A 17,820-nucleotide genomic window follows, 5' to 3' on the forward strand; every position below is an offset into this window, starting at 1 on the left:
AATAAAAAATGGATAATCAAATGAATTATACAGTAAAAATGACATTTCCACATGAATAATTTATTAGAAAATCACTTTTTTCTATTTTGCTTTTTTTCTCCTATGTATGATTATTTTTTTCTCTTTCCATTTATATTAAGTATTTTATTTCTCCCTGAATAATTCATAGCTTTAATTCTTTGGCACATTTTATTGAAATATGTATCACTAATATCCCTATCAACTGATTTTGACTAAAAAGTTACTTCAAACATTCACTGTTCAAAAATATTGAGGAATAAATTTTGGGTGTAAGGCATTTTGAGCATACTTCTCCCTGGATAACTTCCCAGTAAAAAAATCGTTAGATTGTTGGATTAGATCCATTGACTGGCTCGCCTCAGGCGAGCAAAGACCCTGTAGAATTCATTCTGATACACATGATAACTAGATAATTTGAGATAGACTCGTCTACCCGTTTGGACTAATTTCCCAGCAACTTTCAGAAACTTCAATCGAATAGAATGAATGGTCATTCCCTTTTGGACTTCTTCAAAGCCAATCGTTCTTAAGAAGTTGACTAAGTTGTAAGCTATCAAGCTGAGCATCATTCGGACATGATTCTCCAAAAAGCGAGGACTGTCTGTTTTGTCAAAGTAAAAGCCAGCTTTCGCTTCTTTAATGAAGTTCTCCATTGTGCCACGTTTGGCATAGATAGAAAAGATGGTATCAGGAGAAACATTTTCTGATAGATTCGTCACGATAAATTCATGTCGAAAGAGTAGTTCGCCCGCTTCACGTGTTGAGCGTATACACACGCGACGACTTTGTGACCAGGATTGTGCTTGATAAGTGATCGAGAAGTACTGAACTTCTCGTTCTTCCCACTTTTGATTATCGCCATAAAGTACTGATTTCTCAGCTATTTGACCTAGTCTACGATTATTCTTCAGTCGAATAACATAATGACTCTTTTTTGATTCACACGAATCATACACACCAGGTGTAGCGAACCCGCTGTCTCCACGAACCAAGATGTCAGTGTTTGGTAGAGAGTGATTATAGTGCTCTAATAAAGGTGTGAGAAACTCCTTTACGCCTTTTGATGTATATTGATTTCCTGAACGTAGTTCAGCTTTTAAGAAGTCACCAGTCAATCCGTCAAAAGCTACCAATGGATGGTAACCATAGGTTTGGTAGTGTGTATTATAATTCGTTTGTTCTTGGTGACCAAATGTATCTGAATGGGTCGAATCTAAATCAATGATTAATTCCGTATCATTACGGATGAGGCGTGCTTTATCGATAAGTTCTTGGTTCAAAGCTTGAAGTTCATGGATATTCTCCTCAGATAGTCGATCTAAAAATCGGGAAAGTGAAGATTGAGAAGCGAGTTCTTTCCTATCTAAAACAGCTTTAAACACAGGATCTTGTCTCAGGAGATTAGCTGCAGAATCAGCTGAGTAACCAGCAATTAATTGCATAATGAACTGCTCAAGTATGGATAAGTTGTCATGAGTAAAATACGCTCGTTCGTCTTCAATGTGAATGTGTTGCTTAGCCAGTTCAGAAAAACCAAAGATGTTCATCAGCTCTTTCACTAGGACGAGACCCGAATCACTCGATAATTGACCACCTGTATGAGAAATAGTGATATTTGAATTGAATTTTACTTGGTTTTTGTGTAAGCTAGTCATGAAAAGAACTCCTTTCTTTTGGTTGGTTTAGTCACTTTAACCATAGCAGAAAGGAGTTCTTTTTTCATCACTTAACGGGTGAAGATGAAAAAGTAATTGTAAGCTGCCGTGAGGCAGTTTCACATGGTTTTAATTAAAAGTATGAATTATTCAGGTTCTCTGTTTTTCCTTAAAATTCTTTTTTTATTTTTAGATTAGAGAAAATCTCGTCCTGTTTTTTTCATTTTACAATCATTAAAAAATTGAATTTCAAGTCAAGTCCATAATCCTGTGTAAAATACTATACAATGTTTTACCGGTCTCTCATTGATCAAACTTAATATATTTTCTTGTAGAACTGAGCCATTCGTCATGAAGGTCCATAAGGACAGCTCCAATTAATCGATTGGCAGACGTTCGGTTGGGAAAAATCCGAATAATCTTTTCTCTTCTGCGGACTTCCTGGTTCAGTCGTTCAAGAAGGTTGGTGCTTTTTAGCCGATTATGACTATTTCCGATAACCGTGTATTGAAAGGCATCTTCGAAGCCATTATCCAATATTTCGCAGGCTTTTGTATATTTAGGCTGGTCGATATATTCACCGACTAAGGCATTCTTAGCTGTTCGAGCGAGTTCAATATCCGTAAACTTAAAGATCGCTTTTACTGCTTCTCTAAACGGTTTTGAATTCTTTTTTGGAATGGAACTGAAGATGTTTCTTAAAAAATGGACCTGGCATCTCTGCCAACTTGCGTTGGTAAATGACTTACGAATCGCAGACACTAGGCCTTTATGGGCATCAGAAATGATGAGTTCTGTCCCCTTTAGGCCGCGTTCTTTTAAGTATTCAAAGAAGATGGACCATGTGTCATCACTTTCTTCATTTTGAATCATGAAGCCAATGATTTCACGGTCGCCACCTTCTGTTATCCCGATCGCAATATGGCAGCTTTTAGAAAGCACTCGATGGTCCTCACGGACTTTTATGTAGAGAACATCAGTCATCAGATAAGGATAATTCGTACCTGAGAGTGAACGGTTCTGCCATTCGTTGACCATCGGGTCTAACTGCTCAGTCAGGCTAGAAACAAAAGATTTCGATACAGATTTTCCACATAGCTCTTCAACAATCTTTGAAACTTTACGTGTCGAAACGCCCGAAACATACATCTCAAGCATTGAAGCGAGCAGTGCCTTTTCATTTCGCTGATAACGCTCAAACACCGTCGGTGAAAATTCACCATCACGTGTTCTAGGCACTTTTAATTCGAGTGTACCCACACGAGTCGTAAAGTCTCGCTCATAATAGCCATTTCTTTGACTCTGACGACTTTCTGAACGTTCATAGTCATCGGCTTGAATATATTCTGTTCGTTGATTTTCCATCAATTGGTTGAAAACAGTGGTTAAAATATTTTTAGAAACATCATCTTTTACCGAATGTTCAATAATACTTTGAACCTCTTCGTTGTTCAGTGTAAAATGTACTTGGGTCATGTAACGTCCTCCTGGGTATGTTTTTGTGGTTAAAAACATTGTACCGTAAAAGGGCTGTTACATGGCCTTTTATCTTTTACACAATTATATGGACTTTATCGAATTTCATTGCAAAAAAAATAATAAACACTTATAAATATCCATTATTTATCCTTCAATTTTTGTGTATTTTCTTTCTATTAGAAAAAGGTATCCTGTTGGACAATTTTGTTATATCAGGTAAACTTCATTGCAATAATGATAACAAATGTACTATAATTACTTTGTAAAGAGTTTTGGGGAAGACTCTTTCATCAACGTGTATTAAGAGACAAGAAAGAATCCATATGGATTCTTTCTTGTCTCTTTTTCCACTACTTTTTATTTTTCTGACACTACATATTTTTATAACTCATTTCTCATAACTGTGAAACAACTTATAAAAATAACAAACTTTAAACAAAACAAGCTTAAAATCAAAGATGATCCATCTTAAAATAACTAAAACAAAAAAAGTAGTCGTTGTTAATCCTCATTAATAATCGTTTTCTTTTTTTCAAACGCTCCATTTTTATGTGGAACATTATTTTTTTAAGGAACTTTGTCAACATGTGGATAACTATTTTCCACTTGTGTCCTGGACTAGCTGTTTTGCTGTAAAATACAAAACTTGCTGCAGCAAAAAGATCGTTGCAAGAGAGGCTGTTCCGCAGATCGCTGGATCTAGATTTGGCAAAGTCAAGACTGCATCATGTAAATTGGCGTGGTTGTCCAAAACCAAATCAGCAAATTCAAATAATCGCAAACCACTGCTATGTTGCGATTTGATACTTCGTGACAAATCAAATCCAGTAACAATGATTAATGGATGACCATTTTCTTTGATCCACTGAGCTAGTTCGATGATTGCCGGATTTCTTCCTTCATTCGAAAGAAGAAGAAAAATGTCTTCTGATTTGACAGAAAGCTGATCAATAATTGCCTGTCCTGCACCTTCTAGCGTTTCATAGACACCTCCGGCTGGATTTTCAATCAATATACTTGGTACAAGATCCGGGGTTTGATCCCAAAATTCAAATGCTACACCACTTAGTGTGCGGCTAGCATATATCTGCAATCTACCACCTTGATTAATTTGTTTCGCGATCCAAGTGCCAGCTTGAAGCATCAGAGGCTCTTCTATCCTTAATTTCTCTTCCAATTGGTGATAATAGTCAAAATAACATAAACTCATTTATCTCTCCCGCCTAGCTATACTTGACATGAATAGAAACAGCTGCCTAATCTAAGGAAGTACATAAAAAAACAGTAGTTAGACAGTAACACATGTGGTCTTTGCTGTTTCAAACACAAAAAAGGCATTGAACGAATACGCCCAATACCTTGACATAGCAAATAAAACAACGTGCAGACCATGGAAAATATCTACATAGGGGTAGAATTTTCACCCTAGATTAGGTACAATAAATTAGGTCGATGCACTGCATTGACTATGGCAAAATGATCGGTCAGGGTGTATGTGTGTGACTGGTCATTCCCTGATTCTTAGCGCCAACTAAGGGTCAGGGAGCCTTTTTTTATTCAGCTGTTTCTATCTGAATTTATTGTAAGTAATCTCTTATCCAAGTGCAAGCACGAAAATACAAAAAAACATTGGTATGATTTATATATATATAAATAACATAAAAAAAGGAATGGCTTATCCCGATACAACAAGCATTCCTTTAAAAAAGATTCTTTTATATAAGTGAAAAAAGCTTTTTTCCACCAATTAAATAAATCTCTCATCTCAATAGTTTATCCATTATTTTATCTTTTTTTGCGTATACCTACTAAATATTACCGTCTTCTTCTCGTTCTTCTACTTTGTTCGAGAGAATCTGTACTAGAAAAAGTAGTTGTATGTCTACCTTTTCTGCCTATCCGAGACTTTCTTTTCATATATGGGATATAAATGATTAGATACAGTACAGCAAAAAATAAAGCAAATACGCAAGCTTCCCAACTACCTAACGCCAATTCAACCATCAAGGTAGCAACCGCAACGGATGCTGCATACCAGATAAAAATCAGAAACGTTTCTTTTTTTCTGACCATGCGAAACATGATAAATAGACTAATAAGCAATAGTGGCAACACAAATATCCAATTGCTTCCTTCCATCAGCCACTTGAGTATATCAAGCAGCGACTGTGCAACAGCGACTAATTTTCCCATAGTGAACACACACCTTTTTTTATAATTAAAAAATTCGCCTTTTTATTCTACTATGAATCTTCTGGCTTGGCTTTCATTTCTCTTATGTAATCATTTTCTTTTATACAACTTAAAAAAAAATTAAACCATTAGCAGAATATTTTCTGAATCTATTCACGAAAGTCTTTTTCTATCTTTCGTTTTCCACGACTCAACTGATTTAGAGTCAAAAAACTAAAACGACAGTTGTGCAAATGACGCACAAGCTGCCGCTTTAATAACAAATAGCCTTTCATTCTCAGCAGGCCACTTATTTCCAGTTAACTTTCTGTTCTTAGCTTTTTACTCAACTGGATAATATATGCACTTAATGAAGTCCCAATTTCCGAATGTTGAAGTCCATATTCAATATTTGTCTTCATATATCCTAACTTATCGCCTACGTCGTATCTTTTTCCTTTAAACTCTCTCGCATAGACCGCCTCTGTCTGGTTAAGAGTCTGAAGTGCATCCGTTAGCTGTATCTCGTTTCCTGCTCCTGGTTCTTGAGTTTCTAATATCTCAAATATTTTAGGAGTCAGTAGATAACGTCCGATAATGGCTAAATTACTTGGTGCTTTTCCCATTTCAGGTTTTTCTACAAACCCTTTTACTCTGCAACGACCCTTTTCGCTATCTGTTTTAGGATCAATAATTCCGTATTTAGATGTTTCATTTTCTGGTACACGCATGACGGCAACAGCGGAAGCTTGTGTTTCTTCATAATCCATCATCAATTGTTGAGTCAATGGGATATCATCTTTCATCAAATCATCCCCCAGCATGACGACAAACGGTTCATTTCCTATAAATGCTTTTGCTTGAAGCACGGCATCCCCCAGTCCTCTTGGATGAGATTGACGGATGAAGTGAAGATTGACTTGAGTCGTTTCTTCAACTAAAGCGAGTAATTCTGTTTTTTCCTTTTCCCGCAAATTGTTTTCCAATTCGATATTTGCATCAAAGTGATCTTCAATGGGTCTTTTTTCTTTTCCCGTTACGATCAAGATGTCTTCGATTCCCGAATCCAATGCTTCTTCCACAATAAACTGGATCGTTGGTTTATCCACGATTGGAAGCATTTCTTTTGCCATGGCTTTTGTTGCCGGCAAAAAACGTGTTCCTAGCCCAGCGGCAGGAATGACTGCTTTTTTGACCTTCACTTGCTGTTCCTCCTAAACGACGATTAACTATTGATCATCTATTTAACGAAGAGAAAATTCATTCTCCATTTTTCCGTCACGTAACATGATTTCTTTTGCTGCTTTTTTGATATCTTCTCCATTATACAAAACATTATAGATTGTTTGAGTAATTGGCATCTCAACACCTAGCTGTTGAGCTAGCTCTACTGCTGCTTTTGTCGTTGCCACACCCTCAACGACCATTCCCATGTTTTCTAGAACTTCTTCCAGCTTATGTCCCTGTCCTAACAAGTTACCGGCACGCCAATTGCGAGAATGAACACTTGTACAAGTAACGATCAAGTCCCCCACACCACTCAAACCGATAAATGTCAGAGGATTGGCACCCATCGCGACACCAAGACGGCTGATTTCTGCCAATCCTCGAGTCATGATTGCTGCTTTTGCATCATCTCCGAATCCTAATCCATGGATAGCGCCGGCACCAATTGCAATGATATTTTTCAGTGCTGCACCAGTTTCTACGCCAATCACATCATTATTTGTATAAATCCTGAAATAATCATTCATGAACAGTTTTTGTACATAGGCTGCTGCTTTTTGATCAATACTTGCAGCTGTAATTGTTGTGATATCATGTACTGCCACTTCCTCAGCATGGCTAGGACCAGATAATACAACAATTGCCTGTCTTTTTTCTTCTGGAATTTCTTCAGCCAAAACTTCTGAGATTCGTTTATGCGTATCTTGTTCTAGACCTTTACTTGCATGTATAATGATTGGCTTAGTATTCATTTTACCAATAAGTTCCTGTGCGACTGAACGAATCGCTTTTGTTGGAACAACAAATAAAATAGCATCTGCGTTATCCACTGCTTCTGCCAATTCTTTATATCCGATAATCGATTCTGGGATCGTCAAATCAGGTAAAAAATGCTGATTTGTATGATACTTATTGATTTCATCAATCTGTTCAGGTACATTTCCCCAAATACGGACATCATGCCCGTTTTCTGCCAATGTTTGTGCTAAAGCAGTGCCCCAAGATCCAGGACCAAGAACTGCGATTTTTTGTTTCATGGATATTCCTCCAAATAAATAATTGATAATTTCCATTATAGTATACATTTCTTAAAGTTGGGACTAATTTCCATTGTTTTTAAGTGTTTGTTTACTTCTTTTATCGTTTTTACTTGAAATAATCAATGATATGTTACAATAGTCTACATTTTATTTTTACACTCGTTATGCTTTGCTTGTTCCTAAGAGGAAGCAGTTTTGACAATGTTACTACCAGCATTACTATTAGGAGGTTAGGAAACTTCTCCTAGTGAGTATTGATTTAAAATACATAAGAGACAGATTGAACATTTCTAAATCTGTCAGGTCCTGCAACGGACAGATTGTCTCTGTTGACGGTTGACATAGGAACTTTTGTTTTAGTCAACATTCTGGATACAAAACGCTATGTAAACTGGCGCAACTCGTTGTACTTGGACTTTTACTACGGATCCATGCAACAACTAAATAGTACTATTGCATAACAAAAAATGGTTGGCACCCACATGTCCCATTAAACAGATTATAAGTTGAACTGTAGATAATGCAAAAAATGTGTTTTATAACGTAATTGATGCCAATATTTTAAAAAAATAAAGGGAGCAGTTATCGCTGCTCTCTTTATTTTTTATATTCTTTTTATCCAGTCTATCCTAATAATCAAACTGACGATAGTAGCGGCGTATCTCTAATGGATGGCAGTTCAACTGCTCCACATGAGCATCGATGCGTTGTGTCACTACATGCATCAATAAGAAAGACAAAACACGTCCGCGATATTTTTCACTGATACCTTCTACTGGATAGTCTTTTGTGTCTATCAATGTATAATTGCTGCAAATTTTTGGCAAAAGTTTAGCCACACGTTCAGATAACACTCTCTGTTCATCTTCGCCTAAAAATAATGTGACTGGGGTTGTTTCTTCTACGATCTCTAACGTCCCGTGAAGAAACTCGGCAGCATGGATAGATTTCGATGGAAGCCAGCTTTGTTCTTCCCAGTAACACATGGCATATGAATAAACAGCTCCCCATTGATTCCCTGCTCCAATAAAATAATGCATACTATCACGTCGATGTTTTTCTGCAAATGATAAGCCAAATGCATCTGCTTTTTTCTCTGCTTCCACTAACCCTGTTGGTAAATAACGTTCGAGCTGTTCATAGTATTCTGAATAAGCTTCGAATTCTCCATTCAAATACATCAATCGATCTGCTGCCATAAAAAATTTGATTTGTTCTGTTCCAGGAGCTGGATAAGTGACCACAAAATCGCATAGCTGAGACAACTTACTGTTCGCTTTATCGATAAATCCAATCAGTGTCGCTCCTACTTTCTTGATTTGTTCTACTGCTTTCACTACTTCTTGAGTTGTACCGGTAACAGAGGACAAAATAACGATAGAATCTTTTGTTAATCTTTTGTTTCCAGTAGTGTAATATTCTGCAGCATGCTGTACAAAGACAGGCAAGTTGCTTTTCCCATTCATATAAGTGACAGCTTGCATCGAGGAAGCATACGTTCCACCGATTCCTAGATAATAGACAGCGTCAAATTTTTCCGCATAAAGTTTATCGATGATTTCTTCTACTTGCGGACGTAAAGCTAGTGCGCCTTTTATTGCTTTGATTTGTTCTTCTTCATTGAATTTCAGCATGATTTCCACCTCTTATAATTTACTTTTCAAGACTGTATCAAAGTCTTCAAAAATCTTTTTGTTCAAGTCAATACCTTTAGCTACTGCGGTTTTATAAGCGAATAGTTGAAACGGAACGACAAGCGCTAATACAGACAGATATTCATCACATTCTATTGCTAATCCAAGTGTTTTCTCGTTTCTTGCTTTTTTTGTGGTAATGGTGAGAGTCTCTCCAACGTACCGACTCATATATCTTTGCAACTTTTGCGAACGTTCCTTATTTACACTTTCCCCTTCAATAAAGAATAGCAAATGCGAAGCATCTGCCTCCAGGTATGGGCCGTGCATATAAGCTTCTAACTCAAATCCTTGTGACGGAACGCGGATTGTTTCAGTCAATTTCGTCTCTGCTTCTTTAGCTGTTCCCCAGTTTGGACCATATCCAATGGTGACGAAACGCTGTGCTAAACGAAATAAACTTTGATATCCATCAAAAAATTCTTCCGTTTTTTGAATAATCGCTGGTAAATGGTTGATTATTTTGCGCAACTGTTGCATGTAGTCTTGTTCTATTTTTTTGCTGATTTTATTTTTACTTATTCCAATTCGTATCCCTAAGAGTAGTAACTGTAAAACAGTCGCAGAATAGCCTTTTGTAACGAAGCCTACTGATTCTACCCCGGCACCTAAATCAATAATTGGTGCAGCTTCTAAAGCAAGTGGACTTTGCACGTCATTTGTGATAGCAACAACAGGTAACCCTTGTTTTTGTATCATTTTTACTGCTTCAACAGTAGAAGCACTTTTCCCGCTTTGTGACACAGCAATCACAGTATCGATTGAAGGAGAAAGTTTTCCATAATGGAAAAAATAAAAAGGTTCTTGAATATCGACAGTAAGATCACCATAAGATTCCAATGCTGGCTTCGCTGCTAAACAAGCGTTATAAGATGAACCCGTTGCTAAGATCAGTAAATTCACTGTTTTTTTCATATGTTCTCTTGTCGAAAAATCATTCTTTTTCAAGATCGTACTTAGTACTTCCTTTTCTTCATAGATATAATCTTGCATCGTAAACATTTTCTCTGCTCCTTTTTTAAAAAATCCCTATCCACGAACCAAAAATTCCAAAGAAAGCTAGTCCGATCAAGATCGTTAATGGTTTCACTTCTTTCTTCAATAGATAAAACACTATGCCAAATGCTCCAAGACATAAGATATTTGGAACGATATCATCAAAAATACTTTGAACAGTCACAGCATTTTCTCCTGAACCGATTTTTAAAGGAATATTGATGGTGATCATCGTGGCAGTCATTGCTCCAACGACCATCAGTCCAATAATAGACGCGCCTAATGTCAAACTTTCCATCATACCGTTTGCCTGGATCTTTTTCAAAAAACCCGTTCCTAAGCGATATCCCCAACCTGTTGCTAGATAGCGAAACAGAATGTGCGGAATATTGAAAATCAAAATGAACAAGATAGGGCCTAAAATATTTCCTTGCATGGCTAAAGAGGTACCCACACCTGTGGCAATCAATCGCAAAGTTCCCCAAAAGAAAGAATCTCCTAACCCTGCAAGAGGTCCCATCAAAGATGTTTTGATACTATCGATCGCAGTCACATCAAATTCAGGATCATCCTTATTTTCTTCCTCCATTGCAGCCGTGATTCCTAAAATCAGTGTAACGATATGTGGGGTCGTGTTAAAAAACTCTAGATGCCGTTTCAAAGCTGCTGCCATTTCTTCTTTCGACTGATATAACTTTTTCAAAATCGGAATCATTGCATAAACATAAGCCATATTCATCTGACGTTCATAATTCCAAGAAAACTCCATTTGAAAAGAACGCCAAAATACGTGATTTAGCTCTTTTTTCGTTATTTTGCTGTTTTTGATCTCAGAATTCTTCATCTTCTTCTACCTCCCCTGCAGTTGTTTGAAGTGGTAGTTGACGGACATTCATAATATTGACTACCACAACTGCTAAAATCGCACCAAAAATAGCTACTCCGGTCACAGGAATCTCTAAGTAAGAAGCTATAGCAAAACCTAAGAAAAAATATGGTGCAACTTGTTTGTTGATCAGCAAACGAGCAAGCATCGCAAAACCAAGAGCTGGAATCAACCCTGTAGCTACTGACAACCCCTTTTGAACGAAGTCAGGAATCATATTTAATAGATTTCCGATCGTATTGCTTCCCACCATATAAGAAACCATTACCACAACACCAAGCATCAAGGAAAGACCGATACCGGCAAGCAAGTGCATATGCTCGACTCCTTTATAATTTCCTTCTTCTGCATAATTGTCTGCTTTATGGTTCATAATTGGAATCAAAAGCCCTAAGTAAATATTTTTCAATATCAATGTCAACGTAGCAATCGGCAAACCTAGTAAAAGCGCGGTTTCTGTACCGGCTCCAGCTGTAATAGCAAAAGCCGTCCCTAAAATCCCACCGGTCACAACATCAGGTGGAATCGAAGCACCTACTGAGAACGATCCGATAAATGCTAACTCTAAAGTTGCGCCCATAATGATCCCAGTTTTTACATCACCTAACACGATTCCTGTAAACAGCCCCGTCACAATCGGACGAGAAAGCAACGATGTCCCTAGTGCATATTCTGATTGTGCGACAAATGCAACAATTCCTAATAAGACTGCTTGTACAATCATTGAGGTTCTTCCTTTCTTACAAAACTTCTCTTACATCCACTTTTTTATCTGCTGGTACTTGACGGATTTCTACTTCTATTTGTTTGTCAATTAATCGTTTCAAGCGTTCCTCCTCTTCTGGTAAAATATTTACCGCTTTTCCGATGCTGCGAGTACCAGGTTTTGCCTTGATCCCTCCTAAGTTGATGGTTTTGATTTCTGGATACGCTTCTGCCAGCTTATATGCATCCTCGATCGATTCCACTACGATGAATAACTTATATTTATCTGTCACCCCGCTTTTCAACGCGGCAATCGAGTCATCAATTGATTTGATCACTAGTTTGACTCCTTGTGGCTTGGCTAATTTGATCGTTGTCTTTCGTATCTCATTCGTAGGTACATCATCATTAGCAATCAAAATACAGTCTGCGCCTATTGTTTGTGTCCATGAAAAAGCTACTTGTCCGTGTAATAACCGATGGTCGACTCTTGTCAATACAATCATTTTTCTTCCTCCTAAAATTCGTCTTCTTCTATTTTCTGATTGAGCCGCTCGTTACAAAACTGGATCATTTTTTTTGAATCAGTTAGCACCTGCTGGATCAAAACAGTTGTCTCTACTTCAGCGTCCAACCGAGATACTAGCTCAATCAATAGTGGCAAATTCAATCCGGCAACGAGATAGACATGATCCCGATTGATATATTGTAAGAATTCGTTGTTGACACTTCCGCCAAAAAGATCCGTCAGAACAATGATTTCTTTATCTTTGTACCTCATAAAAAGCTGCCTTACTGTTTCCGCTAAATCAAAATTCTCATCAGTATAGCAATCCAATACAGTAATAGAATGATTTTTCCCATAGATCAGCTCTAATGAATCTAATATCCCTGAAGCAAATTTTCCATGGGAAGCTAAGATAATTTCTCTATCCACTTTTTCATCTCCTCTTTTCACTTACACATACTAAAAAAGCAAGTTGCATGCCAAAATTAGTGGCAACAACTTGCTTATGTTCAAAATTCTTCTTCTATCGAGAGAAACTCTGTATCTTCACTCAAAATATCATAGATATAGGCAATCTCAGAATTGGGGATCATGACACTATAATGCTCTTCAATGACACTAAACGCAGATTTAATAGCAGATAACCCTTCTTTTTGACACTGCTTCCATTTCTCTAATCCTTGATAGGTTTCGATTGGCATTTGTCGGATCAATCGTTCAATGAGACAGCTCACATGGACATACAACGCTAATTTTTTGGGATTGCTGATGCTTCGATTCAACTGCACCTCTAATTCTCTCATAAAATGATCGATTTCTCCCATCACCTTCTCTGTATCTAGAATAGTCACGGAATCCAGTACTTTTTCCAATGAAAAATTACGAATGATGCGCTGATTGAATATTTCCTTCTCTGAAGCATTCATAGTAGTGTCCAACCATTCAGCTAGTACAGACATCTTTTCCCCCGAGATGAGGTCTTCTAATGAAAGATAGTCGATATTGGTGATATCAGGATCTGTGGTGCCAATCATTCCTACGACTTCGTATATGGAAAATAATGGGTCACTGTTTTTCTTATCTTTTAATTGCTGATATTCATATGGGATGATTTTCAACTGACAAGCCGTAGGTAAGCTTTTTTCTAGCAGTTCACTTAAGTGGACCGCCGTACCGATTCCAGTGAAGCAAGTAGTAATGAGTGCTTTGGGTTTGTTTTCCTCTGGATAGAGCAGTCGCCATTCTGGCTGGATCTGTCGAACAGTCTCTTCTGCTATCTCTTCTAATGATACATTTTTTTGCAGGCATTCCCCTACTGTGATTGCTAAAGGTGTCGTCACATTATTCAAAATCAAAAGCGGTACGGATAACTGTTTTTTAAAAAACTGATGGATTTCTTTCAGAGATCCCATGTCTACTAATATGATCAATCCATTTGAAACATCGCTGTTTTCGCAATAATCAAGGATTTCTGAAGCAATCTGCTGTGGTGTGACATCTAGTGGCATATCAAATGATTCAAATAGATCCTCTTGTAATAAACGATTTACTACATTTGCCATACTGCTAGCAGTTGCATAACCGTGAGCAGCAATCATCGCTTTTGGCAGTCGTTTTTCTTTTGACCATTTCGCTTTTTTTAGATAGATCGTCAGTAAAATCCGATCCATACTTGTGTCTTCAATATCTAATTTGATCTTACTTAATTCCAGAATTCGTTGGACATAGTGATAACTAGATGGATAAGACTGAGAAACTTGTTGTTCTAATTCTTTGATTAGTTGGATAATATCATGTTCTTCCGGTAACCATTTGATAGTGCTTCGCTGATAGAGATAGTAACTCAAGGCATAGACACTGTTTCCATCGAATTTGATTTGATAGGCAGTTTCCATTTGTCGAAAGGTCTCTCGGATAGATTGTGTCCAATAAACCAGCAGCTCGTGTTTTTCTTGTCTACTGGTCTCAAACAGCAAAAAATCAAATAATTGAATCACTTCTTGCTTTAATTTTCCTTCGCAAGAATATAGCAGACAGTTATTTTTCTTGAAATCAATTAGGATTTGCTCAAAACTTTTAACGATTCGCTGCTGTTCGGGCTGTTGCTTCTCCATTAATTGCTCTAAGGTCTGGTCTTGCGTAATATAGATTCCTTGCTGTGCTGTATTTTTAGTAATAGGCTGCGCAAGTAGTTCTTTTTGCAAATGATGGATCGTGACATGGATTTCAGGCTGTTCACGCTGTTCAGCATATGCTTTTGCTGCTGAAACTTTGACGATATTTTTCAGCTCTCCTATGTTTCCGGATAATTTCTGACTTGTTAAAAGTGACAAAGCTGGTCCACTGACTGACAAAGGGCTCCCCATTTTTCTTTGTTCTTCGAGAAAAAAAGAGTAAATCAGTTCTAGCCGTTCATTACGACTACGCTGATTAAGTGCAGGTAGTTCGATTCGGATAGGTATTCTTCGAATGAAAGTTGTTAAGAAATGACTAGTAATCTCTTCAGTCGTAGCAAAAAAGAGACGTGTTTTGATCCGGCGTGACAAATTAGGTTCTCCCATACGATAAATCACACCTTGATCAAGATAGGTGAACAGTTTTTCCTGACCTTCTGGTGTTAAGCGATGTACCTCGTCTAAAAACAAGATCCCACCATCTGCTGCTTCAAAAGCCCCTTTTTTATTTTCTTCTGCACCAGTGTACGCTCCCTTAACATGTCCAAACAAATTGCTAGTCAAAAGTTCAGGATTATCTGCATATTGTGCACAGTTAAAAGTGATGAATGGTGCAGAATCTTCTAGCAGATCATGAAGCAGACAATACTGATAGACCAAATTAACTAAATAACTTTTACCTGTGCCACTTTCGCCTGTAATCAAAAGTGGTAATCCGCCATCTGGATAGTAAAGAGCTGTTTTGATTTGTTCGATACTTTCTTTCAAACTGGCGTCGTATCCGATCATAAAAGAGAATAAGTCTTTTGGTTGCGCGAAAAAAGGCTGTTCCTCTTTGAGATCATCGATAGAAAAATAAAAATTCGTGCGTAACTTAAAAAATTGTTTTTCAAAAGCTTCTTTGTGGAAATAAATCACTGGTCGAGAATTGATTTTGACTAGTAGTTGCTCATCATTTAACTGGTTCAAATAATGACTGACTGTGTTTCTTTTTACCCCAAAATGATCAGCTAACCTTTGTGCTGTAAAGACCTCGTTCATATGTTCTAAATCGAAAAAGGCTGTCTGGTTCTCTAAGTAACATAAAATTTCCTTCTTCAACAACTTATTCACCCCTCCTCCATCATAGAAAACGGATTCATTTTGTCAATAAAATCTTTAATAAAGAATTGAAAAATATATCTTATTATAGACAGCAGCCTACTTATCCCTTATAATTTTTATTCTAAAAAACGTACAGTTCCTTCCAGTTTTTATACTGGAATTTCAACATATGAAAGAATAAGGAGGCTATGACTATTCAATGAAATCGGATAAATATAAAAACAGGAAACATACTTCCTGGAAAACTTTTCGAGAAATCATCGGATCTTATCTCGCTGTAGTTGTATTTTTGCCTTTGCTTTATATGGCTATGACAGAACAAACTCGTTTTATTGGCGTAGATACGCAATATATAGCCGAAACAGGATTTTTATTCATCTTTATCTTGATTTTTGCGTTCTATAAATCCTTCCATACAAAATAAGATTCACAGATTTCAACTTTCCTGTCTGTTTTTAGCTATTACAAATCCTTATATGTGGTATAACAACAATTTATTGGCATAATGAGGAAAAACGAGTTATGATGCTTTCAGAGAGTAAAGAGGTACTGTTGTCACCATCCTTTTTATTGATTACGTACACCACTCTTAGTTTTTTCCCATTGATTACGAAAACAAGGTAGAAACATTGATGTTCCTACCTTGTTTTCTTTTTTTATTTTCAGATCAAAATCTCAAGTAGCTTTTGACTTGATGTCGGGAGGTTGTCTTCGTTCCATCAAACCTGATAGAATCTGCGCCAAACCATAGTTTTCTCCACTATTATTTATTCCTCTAAGATAGTACCCACAATAAACGAATAAATATTTTTCTCATTTTCATACTCCTTCTTTGAAAATCAATTAGATTTCTCTCAACCCACTTTTTTACAAAAATTACGTAGCAAAAAAGATTGCAAGAACAAATTAAAAAAGAAGTAAATAGAGTTTCATCTATAAACATTTATTTGATATATTTTTTATGCAGAATTCATTTCGCCGTTTGTATAATTAAGCGAGACAAATAAAAAAGCCATTTATGTTACACTCCAATTGTAATACCCGCTAAAGCATACAAGGAGAGTGAACATAAATGACTTATACCCATCTTACACCAAACGAGCTTGTAATGATAGAAGCATATTTTCATCAAGAAACTCCGGTTGCTATCGTTGCGAAACAGCTTAAACGTGGACGCCAAACAATTTACAATGTCTATAACTTTCTCAAATGTGGTGGAACAGCACTTGAATACTTTGAACAATACAAAGAAAATAAGCGACGTTGTGGGAGAACCGAAATCATTTTTCCTGCTGAGGAAAAAGAATACATTGCAAAAAGATCAACTGAAGGTTGGACCCCAGACGTCATTATTGGCCGTGCAGAGCGAACCTTCTCTTGTTCAGTAAGTACCCTCTATCACCGGTTTAAGACGGGAGAATTCAATGTTTTACATTTACCGATGCAAGGAAAACGAAAACCAAATGGTTATAAGGAAAAACGTGGAAAACAGGCATTCAAAAGAAATATTTCTGAGCGTAAAAAAGATTATGTCGTTTTCGAAGAAGAATTTGGACATTTAGAGGGTGATACGATTGTCGGCATCCACCATAAAAGTGCCGTCATCACGCTCGTTGAGCGACTTTCAAAAGCCATTATCGCCTTGAAACCAGAAGGCCGTAAGGCAGTTGATATTGAAAATTCGATTAATGAATGGCTTCAATCCGTACCCAAAAATCTTTTCAAATCAATTACCTTTGATTGTGGAAAAGAATTCTCTAATTGGAAAAGTATTAGTAATACGAATGATATTGATATTTATTTCGCAGACCCAGGAACGCCTTCCCAACGGGGATTAAATGAACATTCAAACGGACTCCTCCGAAAAGATGGACTACCAAAAGAAATGGACTTCAACCAAGTCAATCAAGGATTCATCTCATCCGTTGCGTCCAAAAGAAACCATATCCCTAGAAAATCACTAAATTACCAAACACCATTAGAAGTTTTTTTGAGTTACGTAAATGGAAAGTTTTGTCTCGCTTAATTTGACAAATAATATTTATAGAAAAATTAAGTAAAATAAATAGAGATAAAGTCCATATAATTGTGTAAAAGATAAAAGGCCATGTAACAGCCCTTTTACGGTACAATGTTTTTAACCACAAAAACATACCCAG

Annotated in this window: 15 protein-coding genes; 2 read left to right on the forward strand and 13 right to left on the reverse strand. The window is 36.9% G+C overall.

What is annotated here, in order from left to right:
* Positions 1-356 precede the first annotated feature (356 nt).
* The 13 genes from IGJ87_RS09465 to IGJ87_RS09525 all read right to left on the reverse strand — a co-directional run bounded on the left by IGJ87_RS09465 (position 357) and on the right by IGJ87_RS09525 (position 15,670).
* Positions 357-1,676, reverse strand: coding sequence for an IS1380-like element IS1678 family transposase (locus IGJ87_RS09465; protein WP_113848360.1), 1,320 nt, complete (start codon positions 1,674-1,676; stop codon positions 357-359).
* Between the two features lie 303 nt (positions 1,677-1,979).
* Complete coding sequence (locus tag IGJ87_RS09470) at positions 1,980-3,152, reverse strand: IS256-like element IS1542 family transposase (protein ID WP_002323245.1); 1,173 nt, start codon at positions 3,150-3,152, stop codon at positions 1,980-1,982.
* A gap of 598 nt (positions 3,153-3,750) precedes the next feature.
* Positions 3,751-4,365, reverse strand: coding sequence for an SIS domain-containing protein (locus IGJ87_RS09475; protein WP_002287124.1), 615 nt, complete (start codon positions 4,363-4,365; stop codon positions 3,751-3,753).
* Positions 4,366-4,970: 605 nt separating this feature from the next.
* Entirely contained in the window at positions 4,971-5,348 is a 378-nt protein-coding gene (locus tag IGJ87_RS09480) for a hypothetical protein (RefSeq protein WP_002298948.1), read from the reverse strand.
* A 299-nt stretch (positions 5,349-5,647) separates the two neighbouring features.
* Positions 5,648-6,529, reverse strand: a complete 882-nt coding sequence (galU, locus tag IGJ87_RS09485) for a UTP--glucose-1-phosphate uridylyltransferase GalU (RefSeq protein WP_002287122.1) — start codon at positions 6,527-6,529, stop codon at positions 5,648-5,650.
* A gap of 42 nt (positions 6,530-6,571) precedes the next feature.
* Complete coding sequence (locus IGJ87_RS09490) at positions 6,572-7,591, reverse strand: NAD(P)H-dependent glycerol-3-phosphate dehydrogenase (protein ID WP_002287121.1); 1,020 nt, start codon at positions 7,589-7,591, stop codon at positions 6,572-6,574.
* A 632-nt stretch (positions 7,592-8,223) separates the two neighbouring features.
* Positions 8,224-9,228: an SIS domain-containing protein gene (locus IGJ87_RS09495; RefSeq protein ID WP_002287119.1), complete on the reverse strand. Its 1,005-nt coding sequence runs from the start codon at positions 9,226-9,228 to the stop codon at positions 8,224-8,226.
* 12 nt (positions 9,229-9,240) lie between these two features.
* A complete protein-coding gene (locus tag IGJ87_RS09500; RefSeq protein WP_317756728.1) occupies positions 9,241-10,290 on the reverse strand; it encodes an SIS domain-containing protein in 1,050 nt (349 codons plus the stop codon).
* Between the two features lie 16 nt (positions 10,291-10,306).
* A complete protein-coding gene (locus IGJ87_RS09505; RefSeq protein ID WP_002287116.1) occupies positions 10,307-11,128 on the reverse strand; it encodes a PTS system mannose/fructose/sorbose family transporter subunit IID in 822 nt (273 codons plus the stop codon).
* Positions 11,115-11,894, reverse strand: a complete 780-nt coding sequence (locus IGJ87_RS09510; protein WP_002287115.1) for a PTS mannose/fructose/sorbose/N-acetylgalactosamine transporter subunit IIC — start codon at positions 11,892-11,894, stop codon at positions 11,115-11,117. The genes IGJ87_RS09505 and IGJ87_RS09510 overlap by 14 nt, the downstream gene beginning before the upstream one ends.
* A 16-nt stretch (positions 11,895-11,910) precedes the next feature.
* Positions 11,911-12,381, reverse strand: a complete 471-nt coding sequence (locus IGJ87_RS09515; protein ID WP_002287114.1) for a PTS sugar transporter subunit IIB — start codon at positions 12,379-12,381, stop codon at positions 11,911-11,913.
* 11 nt (positions 12,382-12,392) lie between these two features.
* Complete coding sequence (locus IGJ87_RS09520; RefSeq protein ID WP_002294017.1) at positions 12,393-12,812, reverse strand: PTS sugar transporter subunit IIA; 420 nt, start codon at positions 12,810-12,812, stop codon at positions 12,393-12,395.
* 80 nt (positions 12,813-12,892) lie between these two features.
* Positions 12,893-15,670 carry a sigma 54-interacting transcriptional regulator gene (locus tag IGJ87_RS09525; protein WP_002287111.1) on the reverse strand — a complete coding sequence of 926 codons (2,778 nt, stop codon included), beginning with the start codon at positions 15,668-15,670 and terminating at the stop codon, positions 12,893-12,895.
* Between the two features lie 190 nt (positions 15,671-15,860).
* Between IGJ87_RS09525 and IGJ87_RS09530 the strand changes: the two genes are divergently transcribed.
* Together IGJ87_RS09530 and IGJ87_RS09535 are read left to right on the forward strand one after the other, a co-directional pair.
* Positions 15,861-16,085 carry a hypothetical protein gene (locus IGJ87_RS09530; RefSeq protein WP_002294014.1) on the forward strand — a complete coding sequence of 75 codons (225 nt, stop codon included), beginning with the start codon at positions 15,861-15,863 and terminating at the stop codon, positions 16,083-16,085.
* A gap of 648 nt (positions 16,086-16,733) precedes the next feature.
* Complete coding sequence (locus IGJ87_RS09535) at positions 16,734-17,687, forward strand: IS30 family transposase (protein ID WP_113787883.1); 954 nt, start codon at positions 16,734-16,736, stop codon at positions 17,685-17,687.
* Positions 17,688-17,820: the final 133 nt, after the last annotated feature.

Origin of the sequence: Enterococcus sp. DIV1411a (assembly GCF_050531945.1) — a bacterium.
GTDB classification, from domain to species: domain Bacteria; phylum Bacillota; class Bacilli; order Lactobacillales; family Enterococcaceae; genus Enterococcus_B; species Enterococcus_B faecium.

Coding starts and splice junctions, on each gene's coding strand:
- IGJ87_RS09465 (WP_113848360.1), bottom strand. CDS start 1,676: ATGACTAGCTTACACAAAAACCAAGTAAAATTCAATTCAAATATCACT.
- IGJ87_RS09470 (WP_002323245.1), bottom strand. CDS start 3,152: ATGACCCAAGTACATTTTACACTGAACAACGAAGAGGTTCAAAGTATT.
- IGJ87_RS09475 (WP_002287124.1), bottom strand. CDS start 4,365: ATGAGTTTATGTTATTTTGACTATTATCACCAATTGGAAGAGAAATTA.
- IGJ87_RS09480 (WP_002298948.1), bottom strand. CDS start 5,348: ATGGGAAAATTAGTCGCTGTTGCACAGTCGCTGCTTGATATACTCAAG.
- IGJ87_RS09490 (WP_002287121.1), bottom strand. CDS start 7,591: ATGAAACAAAAAATCGCAGTTCTTGGTCCTGGATCTTGGGGCACTGCT.
- IGJ87_RS09495 (WP_002287119.1), bottom strand. CDS start 9,228: ATGCTGAAATTCAATGAAGAAGAACAAATCAAAGCAATAAAAGGCGCA.
- IGJ87_RS09500 (WP_317756728.1), bottom strand. CDS start 10,290: ATGTTTACGATGCAAGATTATATCTATGAAGAAAAGGAAGTACTAAGT.
- IGJ87_RS09505 (WP_002287116.1), bottom strand. CDS start 11,128: ATGAAGAATTCTGAGATCAAAAACAGCAAAATAACGAAAAAAGAGCTA.
- IGJ87_RS09510 (WP_002287115.1), bottom strand. CDS start 11,894: ATGATTGTACAAGCAGTCTTATTAGGAATTGTTGCATTTGTCGCACAA.
- IGJ87_RS09515 (WP_002287114.1), bottom strand. CDS start 12,381: ATGATTGTATTGACAAGAGTCGACCATCGGTTATTACACGGACAAGTA.
- IGJ87_RS09530 (WP_002294014.1), top strand. CDS start 15,861: ATGAAATCGGATAAATATAAAAACAGGAAACATACTTCCTGGAAAACT.
- IGJ87_RS09535 (WP_113787883.1), top strand. CDS start 16,734: ATGACTTATACCCATCTTACACCAAACGAGCTTGTAATGATAGAAGCA.